The organism is Vibrio sp. GLN_1 (assembly GCF_043106015.1).
Classification (GTDB): domain Bacteria; phylum Pseudomonadota; class Gammaproteobacteria; order Enterobacterales; family Vibrionaceae; genus Vibrio; species Vibrio parahaemolyticus.
On the sequence record NZ_JBICMD010000034.1, the window covers coordinates 32,044 to 55,278 of the forward strand.

Sequence of the window (23,235 nt, forward strand, 5' to 3'; positions counted from 1 at the left end):
TGTGTGTCCTGCCTGAATAGAGACCCAACACATTAGCCTGTCGAGCGTTTTGACATACTTCATTTTGTTGCTGGTGGAAGGTATGAACAAGAAACACTACGTGGGTCATATCATCCCCACACCAAGAGATTTACCAAGCCTAACTTTAACGTAGGGTCGATAGACATGGTTAAAGCTCTTATCAATGCCAGTTTTGAGAATCAAAGTAGCATCGTCACTAATGCCCACAGAGCAAGCTTTGTTTCAAGACTGATGTCAAAGCACTACAAAACGATTGGTAGCGCAAACACGACCATAGTAGACAGAATGGTGACTTTTATACTGATACATTGCCTCACTCAATTGACTCATTGCATCATTTAAGTGGGCTGGTCATGAGAAAAATGATTATTTATCAGTATCTTAAGTGTGTGGGGGGTTAAATTCCATCTCTTTGAAAGCCTATATCAAGCTCTTGTGTTTTCTAATGTTCTTACCTAGTCAACTAAACCTCTTAATCCTAGCTATGACTGATTACCCCTGTACGCGGGTAAAATTAACTTTAACCCCTTAAGGGGTTAAAGTGCTAATATCCTCTGTAGGGGTTAATTTACATTGGAGGCAGATATGCTCATAACAAGTCCGAAGCAACTGGGAATATACTTGCGTGATGTTCGCAGGAATCAAAGGCGCAACCAAACCAAAGTCGGCGATATTGTTGGTCTAAAACAGACCACGGTATCAAAACTTGAACGTGCTCCTGCCTCGTCGAGTATCGAAAGTCTGATGCGTCTGCTGTCATCACTAGATCTTGAGCTACATATTCAAGACAAAGCTGTAAGCTGTGAACAGGCAAAGCTTCGTGACCCTGATGATTGGTAAAATCCTATAAAACAAAGCCAACTGTATAACTAAGTTGTTCTCTCACAATCATCATCGAGTTAGCAAATCGATGGTTACGCGACCAGTTTATTTTTGCCCAAAAATGTGTCGGCATCGCTGGTTACTCAGATTTGAACACGTGATTTCGCAAATACTTGAACTAGTGATGGGCAAATGACAAAATCAGCGCCTGAGCGGCGCGTTCTTAGTCCACGCTAATAAGCCAATGAATTTGTTTATAATTCATAAAAGTGTGATATATTTAACGTAGTTGACTAGAGCATATTGGTCTGAAAGCGCTACCGATGGTCACATCTGTGCCACTTACGAAATCACTGACTACGTAAAAGCAGAAGCTTGTCTGACAGCAAGCTACCCATTGACTAGCAAGACCCAAAGAGAAGGCACTTCAACATCAACTACAACCAAGAAGGTATCGAGCATGAAGAAATCATCTAAATCTCTGAAAAAACTTGGTGCAGTTGCTGGCTTATCTTCAGCGTTACTAGGGGGTTCTGAACTACAGGTTCAGACCAATGCGTTTTAGTCTTCATCTACCGAGATAAAAATCCCGTTTGCATTCCATAATTCAATGATTTTCCTAGTTTTCTGAGTGTTCCAGAAGCACTTGCCAAATAAGATGAATCTCGCACCTTCTAGATCACGTCTTTCAGTTATCTTAAAAGTGTTTGAAGAGCTTATCTTTATGTCTTTTGATCGGAATTCCCACATCATCACAGTCGGTAGGGTTTAACCATTCAAGGTCACTAGCTCATTTCTGTCCATCAGCGTGCTGGCGAGACCTAGTTAGCAAAGGTTTGCCCCTTTTCGTGCTGGCAACTAGGAAGGGATCCTTCTCGGTTGCTTTCCAGCTCTAAGAAACACTTAGTAATTGCGTCTTCGGTAGCTGTAACGAGCCTATGCCCCAAACCTTGTTACGGCCGCTGTACTGTACTACGTGAAAACCTAATACAGAAAAGCTCTACCTATAAGGCAGAGCTTCTTGAGGTGTCTTTTTAAATACCAGTAACGAATTGTAGCGTTTCTTGAGCGTATGATTGAACTGTTTGTAGATCTAAGCTTTGAATCTTAGTATCAAAACCATCTGCATGATGAAACGCCTTAGAAAATTCATTAATTTTAGTGATTTGGCTTATCTGATTGTGTGTGTCGAAGAAGTGACTACTAGGATCTGTCTCATCTCGAATTTTCGTAATCATATTACCTAACCAAACGCCTTCGTTAAACTCTCGAGGGTATAAGAAGCGTAGGTGTGCTTCTAAAATAGGGCGAATAGAACGAGCTACTTCAACTTTTGATTCATCTTTGGCGTCAGCAACAAAATCATAGAGCTTATTATATTCTTTGTGGTAGGAGTGAAGAACGTGAGCGTCATAGTCGCTTCTTTCTACCATTTGACTAGATATGTATTGAGAACTGTCAGCCTTAAGAGGATCTGATTTTTTATATGACACATCAATCTCAAAGCACTTGGTATGTTGGGATAATATCGAGTATTTCTTAATCTCAGATAAAAAGAATGGATCGTGACTAAATACGATGGTTTGATAGCCGTTGTTAATCAGCTTTTCGATCTCAACGATGGTTGCGTCTTTGCGGTAGTTATCTAAGGATGACATAGGGTCATCTAAAACAATGATGGAGTTGTCACTATTAGCCTTGGCAAACTTAGATAAGAAGAATGCTAGAGCGAGAGCAGATCTATCACCTAGACTCAGAACGTGCTCAAAAATGTGTTTGTTATCGTCCACATTTTCAACTGAAAGTTCTTTGTCGATAAAGGTTATTACATACTTAAGACGAGTTGAACCACCTTTACCTTTATTGTCCTTATCAAGCTCTTTGATTCGTATCATTGAGTGAAAGTTTTTCAATAGCTGGTTAATAGAATCTTTATGCTCTTTAATGCTATCTTCCTGATCTTTATCAATTTCATTTTTTAACTCCTTGATTTTATTAGCCTTGTCTCTTTTATCATCAGACAGAGACTTGTGATAAACCAAATCGTCAGCTACTTCTGCTTCGAAACGCTTCTTGGTTTCTTCAATGTCGTCGATCTTGGCTTGGAGAGCTTGAGTTGAACCAGTTGCTAGTTGATTCAAAAACTTAGTAACTTGCTCGTTAAATTCTTGCACTTCACGGTTGTATGCCGAGAAGTCAAACCCATTGAAAATACTGTCAAATAGTTGATTGAACTTAGTGAAATTAGTTTCTAACAATAAGTCTTTTTTCTTCTCTTTGATCAGGTTGACACACTCAAATACGATTGATGTTGATAAAGAATCAAGGTCTTTAAAATCATATTGAGGATTGAAGCCTTGGATGCGATCTGACCAAGTTTTGATAATCTCACTATTGGATTTCACTAAAGCTTCTAAGTCTTCAATTTTACAACCAATGTCTCTTACATCTAATTCGAACTGGTCACTATCAAGCTCGAACTTATCACTAGCTTTGGTGTATGAATCATTAATGAAATCCTGATACAGCCTAAAGATACTGGAGTTTGCAAGAGGTTGAGCGCAAAAAGGGCAATTATCTAATTCGTTTACCAGTTGAGTGCCAGTTTCAAGCCACATGACATCCCGCTCTTTAAGATTCTTAGCTATGTGCAGCTCAACTTTTTCTTGTGCTTCTTTTGACAGACTCTCGATGCTGAGTGTGAAGACGCTTGTATCTAAATCTGGCTTAGTCAGAGCCAAGGGAGAAAGCTTTTTACGGCTTTTGTAGTGTTCTACACTCTTCAAATCTTGGATTTGAGCTTCAAGACTTGCAATCTCAGCATCAGCGTTAGGAGTAGCTTTTATACCACGGATTTTAGCAACTGTTTTTCCTGGAAATTTCGTAGTGAGTCGTGTATCAATTGGGCTTAGCTGAACGTTGATAGCGTCAATTTCTGCTTTAAGTGTATCAATCTCTTGTTCCTTTAATACTGATACTTTACCTAATGAAAACTCATAATAGTTAGTGAGTTGACTACGATCTTTAGCATTAGGAATATAAAGGTTAGTATCAATGAACTCTTGATTGAAAACTTGGAAACTAAACGGTGTTTGAAGCGAATTTAGCGTTACGTTTTTACCGCCAACTCGAAGATTGAGAGCTGGTACACCATCAGACTCTAGCGGCTTTAACGCTTCTATCGCTGCTTTGTCGCTTTCATTTATAAAATTGAAGATCTTACTTAGCGTAGACTTACCAGAGCCATTTCGGCCGTAGATCAGGTTTAGCTTATCAAACCCTTGAGTTAATGCTCGTTTGTGTTGCCATTGCTTGATGTTTTCAATTTTTATTATTCTTTCTAGCATTTCTAATTTTTTCAGTTAGTTGCGCTTATTTGTGCAAGGTTAATATGGGATTAAAGGCATACTAACATGGTTATGTTGTCCAGAACTGTGTCTAGCTCAAAGAGCAGAGAATTATCAGATAATTGCCTTTTATCTGTCGGAACTTTCCATACCTGAGTTAATTTAAATTTTACTAATCTAGTAAAAGCGCTAACGCATTTCTGTCCAGAGACGTGCCAGAACTATCACTGCTGGCACACTTATGCCCCTTTATCATTTTCGGGCAACAAACTAGTTTTTGAATAGGGTCGGTGTTTACCCAAAAATTTCTAATGTAACGTTTGTGCTTTTTATAGCGTGAAAGTGAGTTTTTATTCATTAAACTTCAATGTAGAGAGGTTTCGGTCGTGACTTGCTTGGGGACAGAAGCGCCTTAGAGCATCCAATCTAGAACATTTATGGTTTAAAAATTTTCAGCCTATCATTGAAGACACTGTGATTGAGGACACGTTTTTATCACTATCAATTGACCTATTCTTTTAATAGCTGAATTTGTTTTACCGACTCCAATTACTCTATCGTCATTGTAGATGCTTTATTCAGGCTACCATTATTATAAGAAAGTGTTATGGCTAAATTTTACCCTACTATAGAAAATATCTTGCGACTAAAAGTGAAACCTACTGAGGGTGAACAACATCTCCTCAATTACTTTGAAGAAAACTTAGACGATAACTTTGAGGTGTTTTTTAATCCCTTTTTGGATGGTGACAGACCTGATTTTATAATCATTAGAGAGGGTGTCGCGATATTTGTAATCGAAGTTAAAGACTACAATTTGGATAACTATCAAGTTGATAGCTATAACAAGTGGTCAGTGAAATACGCTAATGGGCAATCTAGTATATCGTCTCCTCAGTCACAAGCGTTTACTTATAAAAAGAATTTGTACCAGCTACATTTGCCCGTCTTAGGCATAGGGCAACTAGGCAACCGAAACTTTTTTAACCTTGTCCAACCAATTGTCTATTTGCATAAGGCAGATAAAGATAAAGTGGACGCGCTATATCAACCTGCCGAGAATGACTTAAGACTGAAAACAAGTGAACTTCTCAATGCTAAACGTAAATGCAGTATCGATGTAGACACTTATAATAGACGTGCAGAAGGATTATCTCGGACTAAAAAACGCATAGTTCGTGATAAGGCGATGATATTTTCTGGCGAACAAACTCATAAATTAGTAAGTAAAATCAAAAACTACAAATCTCAAGTACTATTCGATGATAGAGTATATGATGACCTGAAGCGTCGTCTAATGCCTTGTGAACATGTATTAAAGCAAGGTAAAGCTGTTTCCTTAGACGATAAGCAAGCTAAGTTGGCTGTAAGTTGCGTAGGGAAGGAAAAGATTAAAGGTGTTGCTGGTTGTGGAAAGACTACAATAATCGCCCAAAGAGCTGTCAATGCGCACGAGCGACATAAGGAAAGAGTGCTAATTGTAACGTTTAACATCACTCTTAAAAATCTAATAAAAGACAGGATTAGTGATATATTAGGTTACCGTGATGAGCAAAATTTTGCGGTTACCAATTACCACCAATTCTATAACAGTCAAATTAACGCTAGTGGACAGGATATCTCTGATTTAATAGCACGCTTTAGCCTAGATGGTTTGTATAAAAAAGACTGTTTTCAGAATTACCAGTTAACTCGATACCAAACAATTCTCGTCGATGAAGTTCAGGATTTTGAGAGTGAATGGGTCAAGATATTAAGAGACAATTTTCTTTCTTCTGAAGGTGAGATGGTGTTATTTGGCGATGAATCACAAAACATTTACGAGCGCGATGACAAGCGTGCGGCTGTGATTGCACAGGGATTTGGAAGTTGGAAGAAGTTAAAACGTTCGTACCGAACCAGTTTGGAATCCCCCCTCAACCAAGTATTCAAAGACTACCAGTCAAAGTATCTAATTGAAAAGTATTCAGATTCAGAATTGATAGAAACAGTCCCTATACAACAAGGATTTACATTTGAGATATTAGAGTTTCATCAATGTAGTGGTGACTGGGAAAAGAAATCTTTTGAACTTATTCAAAAAACTATCAGGGTTAATAACTTTAATCCGAATGACGTGGTCATATTGTCGTCAAACATTTACCTCGTCAGAAAGTTGGTCCAAAAGTTTAATGAAATAGAGAAGACTCACTGTATGTTTGAAACCTATCAAGAATTACATCAAATGATAAAGGCTTATGATAGTAAAGTTTCATTGGAACAACTCAAGTCAATGTCTGAAGATGAGTTACATCAATATGTATATAAGAACAAAGAATTACGTTCTGATATGGAACGAGCAAGACGCATTAAGAAGAACCATTTTTACGCCAATAGCGGTCTGATAAAGCTATCAACGGTTCACAGTTTTAAGGGGTTAGAATCTAAGACGGTTTTTTATCTAATGGACCAAAAGGATACCCCAGAAATTGTATATACATCAATAACACGCTCGGTGGAAAACCTCATTGTCTTAGACGTAAGCAACGAAAGTCCATATTCGGAATTTTTTAGCAGTAGTATGTAAGCTTATTTAATACCTAGCTTATCTAGAAGCTCGCTTGCCAGTTTGTTCAAGTTATTATAGTGTTTCTGTTGCTCTGAGTTCATTGTACAGCCAAAGATGTCTTTCCAGAATGAACGGTGAAACTTATATAATCTTAGTTCGCCCTTTATTTTAGGAACATACTCGGCAATCAAAGCTGCTATTTGGGCCTGTTGTTTTCTAGCTTCTATTAACTGAGTCGAGGCTTGTACTGTTAGTTTCATGACCTTATCTGACTCTTCAGTCAGTTCATTTCTCTTTTCTTTGACAGTATCTACTTTTTTATAAGCGCTTTTCGTCGAGAAAAATACTATTGGGGCAGCAACAATACCTCCTAGAACCCAAAATCCACCAGCCATTCCAGCTCCACCCGTAGCAAGCGACCCTCCACCAAACCAAGCTAACGTAGCATTGGTAGCAGCAACACCTGACAAGGAAGATATTGCTGTGCCAGTAGACGCGGAACCAATCAGCGAAACTAGTCCCCATGCGCCAAGAGCCGCAGAGCCGCCCACTAGGCCACCGAAACCCGTATTTAAAGATGTATTAAAGCCAGTATTAAACTTGTTAATCCGAGTCAAAGAGTCTCGCGTTGCTGGATCACTGTTTGTCCTTGAGTTAAGAATATTTCCAACTGGCTTGAGTGTTTTGTTTAGCTCAGTCAGTTGCTCCCCTATCGAAGATAGGCAATCATTAGTGTCTTTTTCAATTGACTCAATTATATTGCAAGCTGGCTTATAAATAGCTTCGTAAATGTCAGAATAGTGCTTGTTATGCAATTCCAGCATATAAGAGCCACCGAGAGACACAATACCACCTATTATTTTGCCTGTATTTCTAAGAATGCCGCGTTTAGTTTCGGTTGATACATAAAAATCCACTTCTTCGAAAACTTGCTCTAAAGACGAAAATGACTCTTTGACTATCTCTTTCAAAGACTTATCGTCACAGTTTACGACTTGTTTATAGGCGATTATTGAGTTTCCTGTTCTTTTATATGCTTCAATGAAAGATGTCATTTCTTTGGGACTCTTGATTCGAAAAATTAGCTCACGATTTCTGGATCAGAAACTTTGATTTATACCCATTTGAAGGTTGCAATAAAGAACTTATCACTAATTTATTAACCGCACTAACAAATATTTGTTCAGGCTTGTATTATATCATCGGGTTTAAGGCACGCTCGGGGACAAAAGCGCCTTAGATTAGTTAACCTTAATTCGTGTTGTAAGCATATCTTTGGCGCTATTTTAACAGATAAATTAATCTCGGCTTTGCCACTCTTCAACGATTGGCGGCTTTGTTGCGCAATTCGATGGAACTAAATCAGGAAGTTACGATCTGAGCGGCTAAATCAGCTAATCTTCGTAGCCTTATGCTGAAACCTCGTTACAAAACAACCAACTGGAAGCAGTACAATAAAGCCTTAATCAACCGTGGTTCTCTGACCTTTTGGATTGATGAGGAAGTGATAGCCGAGTGGAAGCAAAACAAACAAGGCAGGCGTGGTAGACCTCGTCGATTCAGCGACTTAGCCATTTCTACCTCACTGATGGTGAAACGCGTTTTATCTATGCCATTGAGAGCACTGCAAGGTTTTCTAGACTCCGTATTTAAGCTGGCTAACATCCCGCTTGTTTGCCCGCACTACACCTGTATAAGCCGCCGAGCTAAAGAAATTGAGGTTTCATTTAAAACCAAAACCAGAGGAGCAATACAACATCTGGCCATTGATGCCACTGGACTCAAGGTTTATGGCGAAGGTGAATGGAAGGTCAAGAAGCATGGTACTGATGGGAAACGCAGAGTCTGGCGTAAGCTGCATATCGCTGTAGATACAGGCACCCACGAAATAGTCGCAGCAGAGCTGAGCTTATCTAACGTAACCGATGCCGAAGTGCTCCTCAACTTACTCAAGCAGATACGTCGTAAAATCATTGAGATATCAGGTGATGGTGCTTATGACACAAGGAATTACCATGATGCTATACGGTTCAAGCGAGCGGTTCCGCTTATCCCGCCACCAGAAGGGGCGGCCTTCTGGGAGCAAGGACACCCTCGCAATTTAGCCGTAGGTTGTCAGAAACTCTACGGCTCCAACAAGAAGTGGAAAAAGCAGTACGGCTATCACAAGCGCTCGCTATCAGAGACAGCAATATATCGGGTGAAACAGTTGTTAGGTGGGAAATTAAGCCTGAGAAACTACAACGCTCAAGTTGGTGAGACTTACGCCATGATCAAAGCGCTGAACAAGCTTACAGGACTTGGTATGCCTGAAACTCAGTATATTGTCTAAAAGTTACTCAATTTTAGGCGGTTTGGTTTCTCGTCTGAATTACGCAACAAAGCCCTGATGCGGCTGAAGAGGCGATTAAGCTTGTTCTCGATCAGGCTGAAGTGCTAGCTGATGGGTGGTATGCAGCATGATTTTAATAGAGGCAAGGTGTGAAAACCTTGCCTTTTGCATATTTATATATCATTGACTTCCACTTTAGTGGGGTATTTGGCTCGGTCAGAATACATTAAGTAATGAATATAGGGTGATTTAGAGCATCGACCATAAATGATTTTTGTCCAAAAGAGAGTTAAACAGCTTTCTTGCAAGAAAGCTGTATCTCTAATTCGAATAAGATGTTTGAGACGTTCAAGGCACCTAAGTTGGTATTGTGGTGTTACGCGTGTTTCTCTCAATCAAGGTTTTAAAATCAAGAATCTTCTTCTGATTTCTGAGCTTAGTCATGGCTTGAGCGTCATCCACGACACAAATCCCTGCTGCCGTGTTTTGACAAAATTTCGAAGCGAGGCAACGTACCTCTATGACGGCAGCTTTATCTCGGCGATGCGCTTGTAAAGTCAGGAGCGATTTCGGTTCGTCATACTCAATGAATTCGTAATCTCTGAACAGTAAAGCAAAACTCACCGCTGCTGCTTCGGCGTCTGTAGCGGGAACAGTGGCATAATGGCTTCGGGTGATAGGAATAGAGTGAATTGAGTAATCATCATTGAGTAACACCGATAAGTTTGGATGCATGTCAGCAATATGGCCTTGAATGTAGTCTCTGCGTATATCTTGATAAAACTTCTGATATTGGAAGTACGAGAGCGTAATGCCGTGGCTAATATCCCAATTGTTATCTCGTAGTAAATCACTAAAACAATAATCATCAATCTTCAACAGTTGCTTGAAGTTGTCAAAACCACCCAACACACGTTTAATTTGCCTTGGACTCACTCCACGATCGAGCAGGTCAGTTTCATTGAGATATGGTTCAGTGCGTAATATCGTGGTGACTAGTTCAATGAGACCGATGTCTACCGCACTGATACCTTGCATCAGAAGCGGCGCAAAGTAGTCTGAATGGGAGTAAGCTAGGCCTTCATCGAGTGCAGAAATGACGCTGAGGCGTATAGGGTTAGTCATCATCATGGTTAAACTCCTAATTAAGAGAAAAGGGGACGTGTCAGTCTTGGGGTAGTGCAATAGCCTCGATAGGTCAGCCAGCGAAAGTAAAAGTGTACTGCATCAATACGCTGTTTTTGCTCTTTGTGGCATACGTTAGATTGGCGGAGTGACTCACGATATTGACGAATGTCTTGTGTCTGTATGTATAATCTTTCATTGCTACTGGAGTGGTTGTCGTCAACGAAGCGTAAAAAATGATGAAGGTAGTCTGCAATCTGATTGAGTCTGAATTGAGACATTCCTGAATGCTCACGCTCTGCCATCAATTCACTTAACCAGTTGAAGTATGGAAAACGAAGTTCCTCTTCTGAATAGCTCAAGTCTAGAGGGGGCAAGGTTGGGAAGTCGCCTTTTGTCGGTTTGTGTTTGTAAGCACGAACCACAGGAAAATGCTTAGCCACTAAGTGTATTTGCACTAATAATTGCTGACTCAATGACAGAGAGTCGGGAAGGGCATGGGGGTTGTTTTGGAAAAAGCACTTAGCTTGTAAGCGCACTGCTTTCGCTCTGCTTATTGCATGTTGCGGTTCATCTGTTTTCAGTGCCACAAAATAATGAGACTTAGTGCAGCCTGAGATTCTTAAGGATAATGGTGGTGTGATTTTGACTTGATAAATGCCATGCTGATTGGTGGAGATATGATGGGCGCTAAGCTGACGGTGTTGTTTTATTCCGATGTTTTCATTTTGATGGGGGAAGGCTAGGCGTCCTTTTCGGCGTAAACGGCGCAGCGCTTGCATTTCACTAAAGCGAGGATGTTCGCTGATGGGTTTTACCTCAAATTGGCTTAAGTGAGCTTGGTGTAAGTTCAAATTTGGCATAGGCGTGATTCCTTCTTGGCTGAATTTAGGACGCAGAAAGCTGCACCCTAAACTGGTTGAGGGTGTCATAAGTGACGGTGAGTTAAGTGGTGTCAAGCCATTCAGGCTCAGTGGTAATGCATACTGAAGCGCTGGTTATGCGCTCTGTTTATTCTCCGCTTGATATTGTCCTGCAATCGAATAGTAGTTGCCTGTCGATTCCACAATATAATCGCTCCAGAATTGAAGAATTTCGTATCGTTCATCGAGATACAACGCACTGTTGTATGAAGCTCGAGTGGTGTTCTTATCTAAATGAGCAAGACACATTTCAATTGCATCTTCACGGAACTGTTTGTGTTCATTGAGATACGTGCTAGCAATGCCCCTAAACCCATGACTGACGAGCCTTCCTTTTAAACTAGTGAGGTTGAGTGATGAATTCACGGCGTAAGGACTTATGTGCGGGAATTTGGTATTCGGCTTGTCAGATGGAAATACGTGGATGTGCTCTCCTGATATTGGTCGAATGAACTCTAATATCCCTAACGTGTAGTCATTCAGCGGCACCAAATGCTCACGTTTGCTTTTAGTGTAGAAAGCTGGGATTGTCCAAAGTTTATTCTTAATGTTGATATCACACCAGCGCATGGCAGCGAGTTCATCTGCGCGAGTCATCGTGTGCATTTGCATTTCGAACGCGCAACGGGTGACGGGTTTCATTTGGTTGTTTGACATGATAGCCATCACTTCACCAAGTTCGTTTGGCGGTACTTTGAGCATGTGAGTGACTTTCGATTTGGCAAAGTTGTCTTTAATATAGGCTAAGCAATTAGATTTAATGATGTTTGAGTTTACCGCGAATTTCATCACTTGATTGGCAATGCAGCATGCACGCTTAACATTTTCTAATTGTCCTTTAGCTTGCATAGGTTCGATGACCGAAATGACTCCAGCGGCGGTGATATAGGCCATAGGGAGGTTGCCTAGTTTAGGATATAGGTTACGTTTTAAGAAAAGACGCTTGCGATGTGACGAGCGTACTTTGTTGGTGATGCGGTCGATTTCATCTTGCCCGAATACCGTGCCGTTAATTCTAGCTCTCTCACGTTCTTCGACAATCAGCTTTTCTCGGTTAGTTGTCTCTTGAATTTCTTCTTTCAGAAGCATCTTTTCTGCGACCGCTTTAAAGGTCTGTTGGCTTTCAACCAAATGGTCTAACTTCTGCTTTTCACGAAACAGTTTTGGGTCAATACCGTTCGTCATTTGCTTACGAAGCTCTTTAGCGACCTTGCGTACTTCGTCCAGCGTCATATTAGGGTATGAGCCAAGCCCCATTTTTTTACGCTTTTTAGTGCTAAAGTCTGTGTAGATAAATAACCAGTTCTTAGAGCCGTTTTTACGTATTCTTAGGTAGAGGTTTCCACCATCTGATAGTGAATATTCTTTGTCACTTTTCGCTGCATTCTTGATTTGTGTATTTGTTAATTTATTGATAGCCATGCTGCTACCCTCCTGTTTATCTATTTGTTCCCCTTCAAATTATCAATCGATTTTGGGGTACGCAAGGGGGGGCTAGAGCTGTGAGATGTAGTGAGAAAAGGTGACTGTGAAAGAGTGTTATGTTATTTTAAATCAAACGGTTAGGTTGTTTTTTGAGAAGTGGTGAGTCATGGTGATTAGTGTCTGGGAATTCTTAAGAGTGATTCTCAACGCTTGGCATTTTTCATTTCATCGTTGGGTTTTGTGTTTATGTTGGTATGGTTAAGTTTCGTGGTAGCGTTGCTCACACCTTAATGCGGCGTTATGTTCTAGGAAGAAATCTATGATTAGAGAAATTACAAAAGCCGATTTCGAGTCGTTTTGGCCAACATTTTCAGCGGTAATTCAGGCTCAAGAAACCTATGCCTTTGACCCAGATATGACGCTGGAACAATCATTCACTCTATGGTGCGAATCTCCCTTGAAAGCTTTTGTTTTTGTAGAAAATAACGTGGTTCTGGGCTCTTACTACATCAAGCCAAATGCAATGGGGCCAAGCAGCCATATATGTAATTGTGGGTATATGGTTTCATGCGAAGCTCGAGGTAAAGGCATTGCACGACTTATGTGTGAGCATTCGCAGAAAACGGCTCTAGCGCTCGGCTTTGACGCTATGCAATTCAACAGCGTGGTGTCTACTAATGAAGTCGCGGTGAAGCTTTGGGAAAAGCTAGGTTTTCACATCATAGGTACAATCCCTAGTGCATATAAGCATTCCCATTTGGGGTTAGTTGATAGCTACGTCATGTACAAATGGCTACGAACATAACAAATTGTTCAAGAGTGATTCGGCACGCGTGGCATTTTTACTATGCGTTGGTTTTAGTGGTTAAGGTGGTATGCGTAAGCTTCGGTATTGCGTGCCTCACACCTTAACAAGGCGTTATAAGCAGTCTTTAAGCTAGCACTGTATCCAATTAGTCCAGTATGGCATAATCTGCACCAAAGATATCTGTATTTCAATAGGTTAGTTTAGTGGAAGCCAAAGAGTGTAAAGTTCAGGATATCCTGACAGAAAACAAAAAGTACATCATACCTGCTTATCAGAGACCATATAGTTGGAGTCCTGATAATGCAGAACAGCTTATCGATGATATCTATCAAAGCTATCTCTCTGATGAGAATGAATACTTCATTGGTAGCATGATCTGTATTAACAAAGGGAATAATACTTTCGAGGTAGTTGATGGCCAGCAGCGTTTGACTACGCTTAGCTTGATAGTCTCAGAATTAAAGAAGCTTATTGATTTTCAGGGTGTCAAAGATGACCTCCAAAAGCGCATATTACCTATCGATGTATACTCTGATGAGACCGATGAACCTCGCCTAGTTGTGCGAAAAAAAGAACATGACTTATACAAGTTTTTTATCCTGCAAGATAAAAAGGAATACAAGCCGGAGAAACCTACAGATACAGAGCAGCTATTTATTGACAATGCTTCGGTAGTAAGAAAGTATTTATGCGATAAAGAACAAGGTGATTTAAAAAAAATCGCAAAGTATATCCTTCAAAATGTATTCATCGTGTTTGTTCAAACTGATGATTTTGCATCTTCTTTTCGTTTGTTCAACGTTTTGAACAATCGCGGACTACCTCTCAGTAATGCAGATTTGCTCAAAAATACTCTTTTTGAGTCTGCTTCATCGTTGAAAAAAGATTCAAGTCAAATTGAATCTGCATGGTCTCAGATCGAAGATATGGTGGGCGTTAACAAACTTGATAAATTCCTAACATTACACAAACTATCGGAAAAGAAGGACCGTGACCGTGTATTACAAAAAGGGTTAGATTCCTTTGTAACAAGCCTCCAAAATGACTTCGGTGGTGATGCTGTAGAAATGTCATTAATGCTTGTTAACTCAGCGAAAAATTATACCAAATTGGCAGATATAGAGTTTGAGAACTTATCTTTAAAAAGAAAAATAGCATCTCTTACAAATCTAGCGACTGATGAATGGATTCCACCTGTGATGGCATTTATCAATCGGATGACGAGAGAAAGCGATCTAACTTGGCCTGAGTTCAACGACTTTGTCGCAGCATTTGAAAAAGTTTATATGCATGGTTGGCTAAAAAAACAAGTTAAAAGTCAACGAGAAATGGTGTGTTACTCTGCTCTAGTTGCAATAAACAATGGAAAGTCCTTTTCTGAGATTATTGAGCATGTTAATCAACACGCTGATAATGCTGGGTTTATTGAAGCATTAGATCAAGACTTATATGAACCAAGGCCAAACCAAGTAAATTTGATTAAAGCTATCCTTTTGCGCTTGGATTTAGAGCAGCAGGATGAAAGTGTTATCAAAACTTATACAGGTCGAATAACGATTGAGCATATATTACCTCAGAGGCTAGCTAATGAATATTGGACCTCAAGGTTTAATTCAAACGACCATGCTATGTGGTTGCATAAGTTAGGCAATTTAACTTTAATAAGTGGTTCCAAGAACTCAGAAGCACAAAATAGTGATTTCGAGAAAAAGAAAGCAATCTACGAGAAATTAAACAACAAGAGTTCATTTGATCTTACTAGAGATATCTGCAAAGTATCAGAATGGGACATATTTTCACTAAAAGAACGGCATGAGTTATTAAAGCGTTCTCTTGTCGAGCTTTGGTTAGTCTGATAACACTGCTTATAACAAGGCGTTTAAGACAGATTCCCAACGCATGGCATTTTTAACTCCATCGTTGGGTTTTGTGTTTACGGTGGTATGGTTAGGTTCTGCGGTAGCGTTGCTCACTACTTAACGCGGCGTTATAAAACAGAGGCTAAAATGGCATTAGGCAAAATCATTTATCCGACTTTCACCGGAGCGAGCTTTGCGTTCGTTTTAGCTGTTGTCGATAAAGCTGAGTTGATCTCGGCTAGTCAATTACTACAATTTTCTACAATATTTTATATTACAGCTCTAGTTCTTAATGCTTTGTTTTCATTTGGCTATTACATGTCTGAAGACAAGGATAATTTCGATGACAAAGTTGCTAAGTACTGGATAATCATACGCTTTAGCAGCCTGTCTCAATGGTCATTTATATTTGCGACAACTGCTTTAATTGTTTACTTGATAAATATAGTTCTTGCCTCGTGGGGAGTTGTTTTATAACAAACAGTTCAAGTGGGATTCACAACGCGTGGCATTTTTACTATGCGTTGGTTTTAGTGTTTAAGGCGGTATGCAGCAGCTTCGGTATTGCGTTGTTCACCCCTTAACTGGGCGTTAGTTGCCAACGAGGAAAAATGTACCTAAATCAGAATGTTTAGGGCTAATGTCCATGTGCTTTTGGCTAGGTGATCGTATTTAAATTTCTAGTTATTTGGGTTTGTGAAAATCGATTGTTAGTTTCTTTTTTGGTTGGATTTTCTATTTAAGAAACCGATTTATTTGTTGAAATTTAGCTGTGTAATATTGTCTGTCCAAAGGAGCTTTTGGGTGTTGTTAGCCCGTTTTCTACGGCGTTGTATGTTCCAAGTGGTTTCAGTGACAGGTGCTTTGAAACTGCGCCTGATTTGAGTTTCTTAATATACGTAAAGCTCGGGTTGGCAAAGCGGCAATCCACTTCAAATCAAAGCGTTAGGTCAGGCAACTAACAAAGCATTCAAGAGGGATTCACAACGCTTGGCAGTTTTGGTTTGAATTGGCTTTAGTGTTTACGGCACGATGGTTTAGGTTAGGTGGTGGCGTTGCTCACCCCTTAATGCGGCGTTAAGTGTTTTAAAGGTAATTAATACATGGGTATTGCTGAAGATTTCGTAGGTATGAAATCGAAATGGTCTGAATGGGCATGGACAACGAAGCTGTTTTTTATCGCTTCGTTCTTGTTATCTTGTTTATCTATTGCGTCTCTGGCAGATCAAGTCTACCAATTTAAGGGCTTTGTTGCGGAAGGCATAGCGTTTTGGCGATCAGTTGGTTTTCAAATTCTTGGAATAGTTGAAAAGCTAGGCCTTACTGTCGAACAATGGCAGTTAGATTATTGTGCAATTATCATACTCGTATACTTACCATACATTTCAGAGCGTTATAAAGTATTGAGTGCTGCGCGTGTCATTGCGTACTGCATGGCATTTTTCGCATCGCTACTTGTTCCGTTTTTTAAGGAAATGCATCCATCATTGGAAATTGCAGGTATAACTTACTTGGTGACTGTAATTGTCTATCTTTACCCTCCAAGAAGTGCTTCTTTTAATACTGTGGTGCTTCGAATGGTTTTGCCTCCAGTTTCGGTACTTATATTTGCAGCAATCGCAGAGGGGATAAGTCGACCGCTGTGAGCACGCACTTAACAATCTGTTTAAGAGTGATTCGCAACGCGTGGCATTTTTACTATGCGTTGTATTTAGTGTTTAAGGTGGTATGCGGGAGCTTCGGTATTGCGTTGCTCACACCTTAACAGGGCGTTATGTATACTCAGGAAATATAAATTTGAAGTGGAGTTTCATTTGTTATTAATAGTTTTGGGATGTGGAGTTTTTATATTTATTGTTTCAGTGTCAGTGCCGTATCTAATGCCAGTGATTAATTTCTTTTTTGATACCGGTATCGATATCCAACCTACGGAACATCATTTGACTTTAGTCGCTATGTCTATAGCTATTAGCGCTTTTTTAGTTGCTTTCGCTAACTTCAAGTTGAAGTCTGAAAGTAAAATTAAATTTATAGTATCTAAAGTTGAGGATCAAAGCCCACAAAAAAACGTTTACATCTGATCAATGAAAAAGATAGAAATGAGGTGATTCTTCATGTCTATATGAGGTCCAAAGGTTGTGAAAGTATCTGTATATACTCAATGAAAGATAAGCCCTTAAACCTTCCGTCATTCGGTTGTACTTCTTTTGATTTTGACGCACTGAATGAAATTCGAAACCGTAACCATAATGCTGCTGCTAAAGTAACGATATTGCTCGGTTCAGGAAAAAAACTTGTCGCTTCTCCTGTTAAGGGGTGGTGGGATTGGGGTACTTACAGTGGTTGACCATATACATAACAAACTGTTTAAGAGTGATTCGCAACGCGTGGCATTTTCACTGTGCGTTGGTTTAAGTGATTAACGTGGTATGCGGGATCTTCGGTATTGCGTTGCTCACACCTTAACAGAGCGTTAGCTGCTTGGAGAAGATTTATGGTTCGTGTAGCCCAAATCAAAGATTTAGATGTGTTGGTTAGCCTTTTCATTGCTGAGAACGAGCACAACTCAGACTTAGCCCCAGATGTTGTTCGCAAAACTGAAGATGTACTAAATGAGACTGAGCTTCAAGACATTCTATCTGATGAAAATCAGTTGCTTATTGTTAGCGAGCACGATGGAAAGGTAGTCGGAGCTTTATTGGGGAATCTCACTGACGTTAAAGAGCGTCGTTGGACGCAATCACGAACGTATGGATATATTGAAGAGTTAATCGTTTCTAGCGAAGCTCGAAAGCTGGGTGTAGCTACCGGGCTAGTTTCTCACTTTTCTAAGTGGGCTAGTGCTCTTGGCGCTAGTTCAGTTGACCTGCATGTTTGGTCAAATAACACAGGAGCTATCGGTTTTTATACTAGCGCCGGATTCGAATTAAAACAGAACCTGCTCTCCAAAAAGCTACGCAGCTAACAAAGCGTTTAAGGCGGATTCTCAACGCTTGGCATTTTCGGTTTGCTTTGAATTTAGTGTTTACAGCACAATGGTTTAGGTAGGGTGGTAGCGTTGCTCACCACTTAACGCGGCGTTAGCTGTTTGAGGAAAAAATGAGAAAATTCGATAAGCCGCTATTCTGGCTGTATATAAAAACAAGAGACTCATTGTTGTCATCTTTTAAGGGCTTTCTGGGAATGCTTTTAGTGTTGATTGGAGCAGCAGTAGTTTTAGGTAATGAATCCCCTGAGAATGTCTGGATTTCGGTGGGAATCATTTTATTAGTATCTAGTCTTCCAGTCTCAATGGGCTTGATGATGGTACAGTTCAAATTTAAGAGCTTTGCTGGATCAATACCTACAGCAGAACTAGCGTACTTCTTACAGCACGATGAAGGTGCAAACATAGATAAAGCTGTGAGAGGTTTATTTTCATTATACCTATCTTTTATGATTTACCTTTGGTTTACGATGGTAGCTATCGCAGCTCTTGGTATGTTGGGAGCAAAGCTCGTGTTGTAAAACACAGCTAACAAACTGCTCAAGAGGGATTCGCAACGCGTGGCATTTTTACTATGCGTTGTATTTAGTGTTTAAGGTGGTATGCGGGAGCTTCGGTATTGCGTTGCTCACACCTTAACAGGGCGTTAGGCTAAAAGGTAATCTATGAAGTGTGTATACTGCTGTAATGAGATTAAAGAAGAGGAGTTTGCGCGTGAGCACGTTCCTCCAAAGTCTTTCTTTAAGAAAGGTACCTCTAGTCTGATCACTATTCCCGCTTGTCGAGCCTGCAATAATAAAAAGTCATCAGATGACGAATTTGTTTTGAATATACTTTCTATGTCGGACCTAACTTCTATCAATCCTCAACATCAATTCCACATAGATAAAATGTTACGGGCAGTTAAGCGCCCGCAGAAAGTGGGTTTTATTAAAGAAGTAATGAGCTCTACTCATACAGCGATAACCCCTGAGGGATCGAAGAAAGCATTTACTTTTGACGAGAGTAAAGTTTCAGGTTGGGCAGGGATAAATGCTCAGGGCTTATTGGTTCATGAGGAGCACATAGAGCATTGTAATTACAAGCACTCTACTATCATGTTGAACCTACTTAAGGTCGAGTTTCCTGAAGAGAAGCAGTTACTTGAACAGATACTTTCATTTACTAAATCGACTCCAAGTAAACGCGTCGGCTATTCGGAGTTTGAGTATTGGATTCAAACTCAAGATGAGGGTTATGTTGTTATTCAATGCTTTTATCAGGAATTGTTCTTTTTAACGATGGTCGAGCGCTGCAAGATTTAGCCTAACAAATTGTTCAAGAGTGATTCGGCACGCGTGGCATTTTTACTATGCGTTGATTTTAGTGGCTAAGGTGGTATGCGGAGGCTTAGGTATTGCGTGCTTCACACCTTAACAAGGCGTTAGTTGATATTCGTTAACATTTTCCTCTGCACTCTAAAAATCTTTCTGTGATTAGGTGGACAGTTCTAATTGAGATAGTATCATCCTATAAGATTTGCCTATAAATCATTGAAATCTCATAGCTTGGATGGTTGTTGAAATTATGAAAACTGCATTGCACCCTACAAAGAATGAAAGTATCGATGTCCCAGCATATATCGATGAGTTTGGTACAAAACTAGATAAACATGGTGATCTAAATGAGCGCCCTTTAGCAAGATGTCCTGCTTGTGATAGTCAAATGCATACTAAAGGCGAAGTGAATCCAGCTGTTGACGGAGTATTTAGCCATCAACCTGATGTGGATGTTTTTTGCCCTTTAAAAATTTCAGCTGAGCAACCTTACATAGTACTCGATGATGTTGAGGAAGACCGAGTTAAAACCAAGTTGCTAAGAACATCTTTTCTTTCAAACTGGAAATACCACTACGCTTTGATGAAAAGCCATTTAAAAGTTCTGAGTATTTTTGATTTTATAAAGTTAATCAAATTTGCCGACAAATATAAAATATGGAGCTACCGACACATCGAAGAAACTCAACTCCCTTTTATATTTTTGGCATTAAAAGAGTTTCCCCCTGTAAAAAACAAAGAAAATAAGTATATTCGGCGTGATTGGGTTAGGTTTTGGTTTGATTCAAGAGTTCGTAATCTAAATGATCTATGGATATCTACTGATGGTGATTGGTTATTAATTAAGGCAATTTATGCAAATCCTAGAAGTGGCGGTATACCATCACAGAAGCAGCTTAAAACTACAGAAATCATACAACCTAATTTTGATATGTTAGGTGGATGTGAGCCGAAGCTTCCTGACTTTGTCGTGGAGGTAATGCGGAAAGAGTTTGGCGTTTAGCTATCAACTAACAAAGCATTTAAGAGTGATTCCCAACGCTTGGCATTTTTCATTCCATCGTTGGGTTTTGTGTTTACGGTGGTAAGGTTAAGTTTCGTGGCAGCGTTACTCACACCTTAATGCGGCGTTAGGCGACGGGCAGGGAAGTTCTTTGTTCTCATCTTTTTAGTTCTCTTTGAGCATTCGTTTTTCTAAGTCGGCAATTTGGTATTATCGGCTCAAATTCTTGAATATCTCCAGCCGTAAAACATGCCAATTTTCGTGGGTTGCCTCATTGTTTTTTGGAGTTGGTTAGTGGTGAGTTTAACTGGCTCAAAGTGTGGTAAGGGCAAGTTAATTGAGGCTTTTGTTCTCGCTTTAAGTTTGTAGCTTTACGTTTCGTTTCCTCAAAAGCAACTTGATCGCTGAAAGTCTGCATTTCGTGGTTGTTGGAATTTTGGCTGAAACATAGTGAGTTTTGTGGTTCTTGAATCACAAAAATTTAGTGGGTGTTTGGTTGCTTATTTTGTTTCGGGTAATCTGCTTTCAAAACAACTTAAACATTGTTGGAAAACTTCGCCTAACAAGGCGTTTAAGGCGGATTCACAACGCTTGGCGATGTCAGTTCAAGTTGAATTTAGTGTTTAAGGTACAATGGTTTAAGTTTGGTGGTTAGAGTTGTTCACCACTTAACGCGGCGTTAGTTGCCAACGAGAAAAAACGCAGCTAAAATAAAATGTTTAGGGCTAAGGTCCGGTGTATTTCGTTCGGTTTTGTATTACAAATTTTAGTCTTTTAGGTTTGAGCAAATCAGGCATTGTTTTTTTGTGGTCGGACTTTCTGTTTCAGAAGCCGATTCACTTGTTGAAAGTCAGCTTTGTGGCACTGTTTCTCCAAAAGGTCTTTTTGGTGTTGTCAGTTCGTTTTCTACGGCGTTTTTAGTTCTAGGTGGTTTCAGTGACAGGCGCTTTGAAACTGCGCCTGAACTGAGTTTTTCAAAATACGTAAAGCAAGTGTTGGCAAAACGGCAATCGACTTCAAATCAAAGCTTTAGGTTTGACAACTAACAAAGCATTCAAGAGGGATTCACAACGCTTGGCAGTTTTGGTTTGAATTAACTTTAGTGTTTACGGCACAATGGTTTAGGTTGGGTGGTTTGCGTTGTTCACCCCTTAATGCGGCGTTATGTGCTTGGAGGGAAAATGCAATATATCGAAGTCAAAAGTAGCCAGATTCCGCTAGATTTGCTGCTTGAAGCCGATCCTTCTGAAGCGAGTATTTCTTCATATTTATCCGATTCATGGTGCTTCGCTGCACTAGATAATGGGCGTGTTTTAGCTGCTTGCATAGTGAAGCTACAAACCAATAGTCTTGCTGAGATATTCAATGTCTCTGTATATCCAAAGTTACAAGGTCAAGGTGTTGGTTCTGAATTGCTTAAGTCGGTTCTGTCTCAGTTATCAAGTAAGGGAATCTCACGTGTTGAACTGGGTACAGGCACCTTTGGCTATCAACTGACTTATTATCAGCGTCTTGGCTTTAGGGTTGACTCAATTGTCAAAGATTACTTTTTGCTGAATTATCCAAAGCCAATCTATGAAAATGGTATTCAACACAAAGACATGCTGAGATTGTACGCACAACTTTAGTACGCACATAACAAAGCGTTTAAGAGGGATTCTCAACGCATGGCAGTTTTGGTTCAAAGTTTAGCTTTTGTGTTGATGGCACAATGGTTTAAGTTGGGTGGCATCGCGTTGTTCACCCCTTAACGCGGCGTTATGTTTAATCACGTAAAATCAGTAGCTTGTGTCTTTTCTTTGTTCCCTAAGTCATTCTGTTTGGGCTTTTCGCAAATTGGCGTCGTTTGACGCTGTTTTCCGAATATTTTCCTCAATCTCTAAGGTTAGAACTTCAGTTTTTGTGTTTTCTGTTTTCAAAGTTCTATTTGTTCAAATTTATGATTTAATTCGGTTTTTTAGCTTCTGGTTTTGTTTACAAAAGTAAGGTGGGTTAAACTTCTGTTCAGCTGAAGGTAAGGTATTGAATCTTAAACATAACAAACAGTTCAAGAGGGATTCAGCACGCGTGGCATTTTTACCATGCGTTAGGTTTAGTGATTAAGGCGTGATGCGGTAACTTCAGTGTTGCGTGCTTCACCCCTTAACTGGGCGTTATGTGAATAGGAGGTTCCAGTGAACAAGCTAGTCAAAGAACGCTTCGATGAATATCCGGAAAATGCTCGCATTAGGCTAGAGGAGCTACGAAATCTAGTCTTTCAAATCGCATCTGATTTGGAGCTGGGTGAAGTCGATGAAACTCTAAAGTGGGGTGAACCTAGCTATAGTGTAAAAACAGGCAGCCCGCTAAGAATGGACTGGAAGCTGAAATCTCCTAACAATTGTTACCTGTTCTTTAATTGCCAAACTAAGTTAGTCGATACATTTCGAGAATTGTATGGTGAAGAACTGGTGTTTCAGGGAAATAGAGCAATAGTTCTGTCCTTATCGAAAGCGTTACCAGAAACAGCAATCAAGTCCTGTTTGGAGTTAGCTTTAACCTATCAACAGCGTAAAAATTTGCCTCTTTTGGGCGCGTGAAAAAATTCACATAACAAAGCGTTCAAGAGGGATTCCCAACGCTCGGCATTTTGGGTTTGATTCAGCTTGAGTGATTACGGCACAATGGTTTAGGTTGGGTGGTCTGCGTTGCTCACCCCTTAACGCGGCGTTATGCATTTT

Annotated in this window: 19 protein-coding genes; 14 read left to right on the top strand and 5 right to left on the bottom strand. The window is 40.0% G+C overall.

All coding sequences use genetic code 11. The features are described from left to right. Window positions 1–606 precede the first annotated feature (606 nt). Window positions 607–861, top strand: a complete 255-nt coding sequence (locus ACF8OV_RS13840; protein ID WP_065871666.1) for a helix-turn-helix domain-containing protein — start codon at window positions 607–609, stop codon at window positions 859–861. Between the two features lie 271 nt (window positions 862–1,132). Further along, on the top strand, window positions 1,133–1,408 hold the full coding sequence (locus tag ACF8OV_RS13845) for a hypothetical protein (RefSeq protein WP_140054543.1): 276 nt from the start codon (window positions 1,133–1,135) through the stop codon (window positions 1,406–1,408). Between the two features lie 469 nt (window positions 1,409–1,877). Here the strand turns inward: ACF8OV_RS13845 and ACF8OV_RS13850 are convergent, their stop codons facing one another. Beyond that, entirely contained in the window at window positions 1,878–4,190 is a 2,313-nt protein-coding gene (locus ACF8OV_RS13850; protein ID WP_065871667.1) for an AAA family ATPase, read from the bottom strand. Window positions 4,191–4,797: 607 nt separating this feature from the next. Between ACF8OV_RS13850 and ACF8OV_RS13855 the strand changes: the two genes are divergently transcribed. Beyond that, the gene (locus ACF8OV_RS13855) at window positions 4,798–6,756 is read left to right on the top strand and encodes a UvrD-helicase domain-containing protein (protein WP_065871668.1); all 1,959 of its coding nucleotides are present in this window, start codon (window positions 4,798–4,800) and stop codon (window positions 6,754–6,756) included. A gap of 2 nt (window positions 6,757–6,758) precedes the next feature. Here ACF8OV_RS13855 and ACF8OV_RS13860 read toward each other — a convergent pair whose 3' ends face one another. Beyond that, window positions 6,759–7,793, bottom strand: coding sequence for a hypothetical protein (locus tag ACF8OV_RS13860; protein WP_065871669.1), 1,035 nt, complete (start codon window positions 7,791–7,793; stop codon window positions 6,759–6,761). A 356-nt stretch (window positions 7,794–8,149) separates the two neighbouring features. On the opposite strand from ACF8OV_RS13860, the gene ACF8OV_RS13865 reads away from it, so the two are divergent. Next, the gene (locus ACF8OV_RS13865) at window positions 8,150–9,070 is read left to right on the top strand and encodes an IS5 family transposase (protein ID WP_065871670.1); all 921 of its coding nucleotides are present in this window, start codon (window positions 8,150–8,152) and stop codon (window positions 9,068–9,070) included. A 357-nt stretch (window positions 9,071–9,427) separates the two neighbouring features. Here ACF8OV_RS13865 and ACF8OV_RS13870 read toward each other — a convergent pair whose 3' ends face one another. The 3 genes from ACF8OV_RS13870 to ACF8OV_RS13880 all read right to left on the bottom strand — a co-directional run bounded on the left by ACF8OV_RS13870 (window position 9,428) and on the right by ACF8OV_RS13880 (window position 12,540). Further along, the gene (locus ACF8OV_RS13870; protein ID WP_065871671.1) at window positions 9,428–10,201 is read right to left on the bottom strand and encodes a hypothetical protein; all 774 of its coding nucleotides are present in this window, start codon (window positions 10,199–10,201) and stop codon (window positions 9,428–9,430) included. A 14-nt stretch (window positions 10,202–10,215) separates the two neighbouring features. Further along, window positions 10,216–11,058: a hypothetical protein gene (locus ACF8OV_RS13875; RefSeq protein ID WP_065871672.1), complete on the bottom strand. Its 843-nt coding sequence runs from the start codon at window positions 11,056–11,058 to the stop codon at window positions 10,216–10,218. Window positions 11,059–11,193: 135 nt separating this feature from the next. Next, window positions 11,194–12,540 carry an integrase arm-type DNA-binding domain-containing protein gene (locus ACF8OV_RS13880; protein WP_065871673.1) on the bottom strand — a complete coding sequence of 449 codons (1,347 nt, stop codon included), beginning with the start codon at window positions 12,538–12,540 and terminating at the stop codon, window positions 11,194–11,196. 322 nt (window positions 12,541–12,862) lie between these two features. Between ACF8OV_RS13880 and ACF8OV_RS13885 the strand changes: the two genes are divergently transcribed. The 10 genes from ACF8OV_RS13885 to ACF8OV_RS13930 all read left to right on the top strand — a co-directional run bounded on the left by ACF8OV_RS13885 (window position 12,863) and on the right by ACF8OV_RS13930 (window position 23,094). Beyond that, window positions 12,863–13,348, top strand: a complete 486-nt coding sequence (locus tag ACF8OV_RS13885; RefSeq protein ID WP_140290589.1) for a GNAT family N-acetyltransferase — start codon at window positions 12,863–12,865, stop codon at window positions 13,346–13,348. A gap of 206 nt (window positions 13,349–13,554) precedes the next feature. Further along, complete coding sequence (locus tag ACF8OV_RS13890; protein ID WP_203505278.1) at window positions 13,555–15,207, top strand: DUF262 domain-containing protein; 1,653 nt, start codon at window positions 13,555–13,557, stop codon at window positions 15,205–15,207. 150 nt (window positions 15,208–15,357) lie between these two features. Next, window positions 15,358–15,687: an MFS transporter permease gene (locus ACF8OV_RS13895; protein WP_203505281.1), complete on the top strand. Its 330-nt coding sequence runs from the start codon at window positions 15,358–15,360 to the stop codon at window positions 15,685–15,687. A 626-nt stretch (window positions 15,688–16,313) separates the two neighbouring features. Continuing rightward, entirely contained in the window at window positions 16,314–16,856 is a 543-nt protein-coding gene (locus tag ACF8OV_RS13900) for a hypothetical protein (protein WP_031812424.1), read from the top strand. Between the two features lie 848 nt (window positions 16,857–17,704). Next, window positions 17,705–18,175, top strand: coding sequence for a GNAT family N-acetyltransferase (locus tag ACF8OV_RS13905; protein ID WP_203505283.1), 471 nt, complete (start codon window positions 17,705–17,707; stop codon window positions 18,173–18,175). 134 nt (window positions 18,176–18,309) lie between these two features. Further along, window positions 18,310–18,717 (top strand): hypothetical protein, encoded by a 408-nt coding sequence (locus ACF8OV_RS13910; protein ID WP_203505285.1) that lies wholly within the window; start codon window positions 18,310–18,312, stop codon window positions 18,715–18,717. A gap of 144 nt (window positions 18,718–18,861) precedes the next feature. After that, window positions 18,862–19,500 (top strand): HNH endonuclease, encoded by a 639-nt coding sequence (locus tag ACF8OV_RS13915; protein WP_025580634.1) that lies wholly within the window; start codon window positions 18,862–18,864, stop codon window positions 19,498–19,500. 262 nt (window positions 19,501–19,762) lie between these two features. Continuing rightward, the gene (locus tag ACF8OV_RS13920) at window positions 19,763–20,515 is read left to right on the top strand and encodes a hypothetical protein (protein ID WP_199479388.1); all 753 of its coding nucleotides are present in this window, start codon (window positions 19,763–19,765) and stop codon (window positions 20,513–20,515) included. Between the two features lie 1,181 nt (window positions 20,516–21,696). Continuing rightward, window positions 21,697–22,143, top strand: coding sequence for a GNAT family N-acetyltransferase (locus ACF8OV_RS13925; RefSeq protein WP_317675822.1), 447 nt, complete (start codon window positions 21,697–21,699; stop codon window positions 22,141–22,143). Between the two features lie 546 nt (window positions 22,144–22,689). After that, complete coding sequence (locus ACF8OV_RS13930) at window positions 22,690–23,094, top strand: DUF1801 domain-containing protein (protein ID WP_203505338.1); 405 nt, start codon at window positions 22,690–22,692, stop codon at window positions 23,092–23,094. Window positions 23,095–23,235 lie beyond the last annotated feature (141 nt).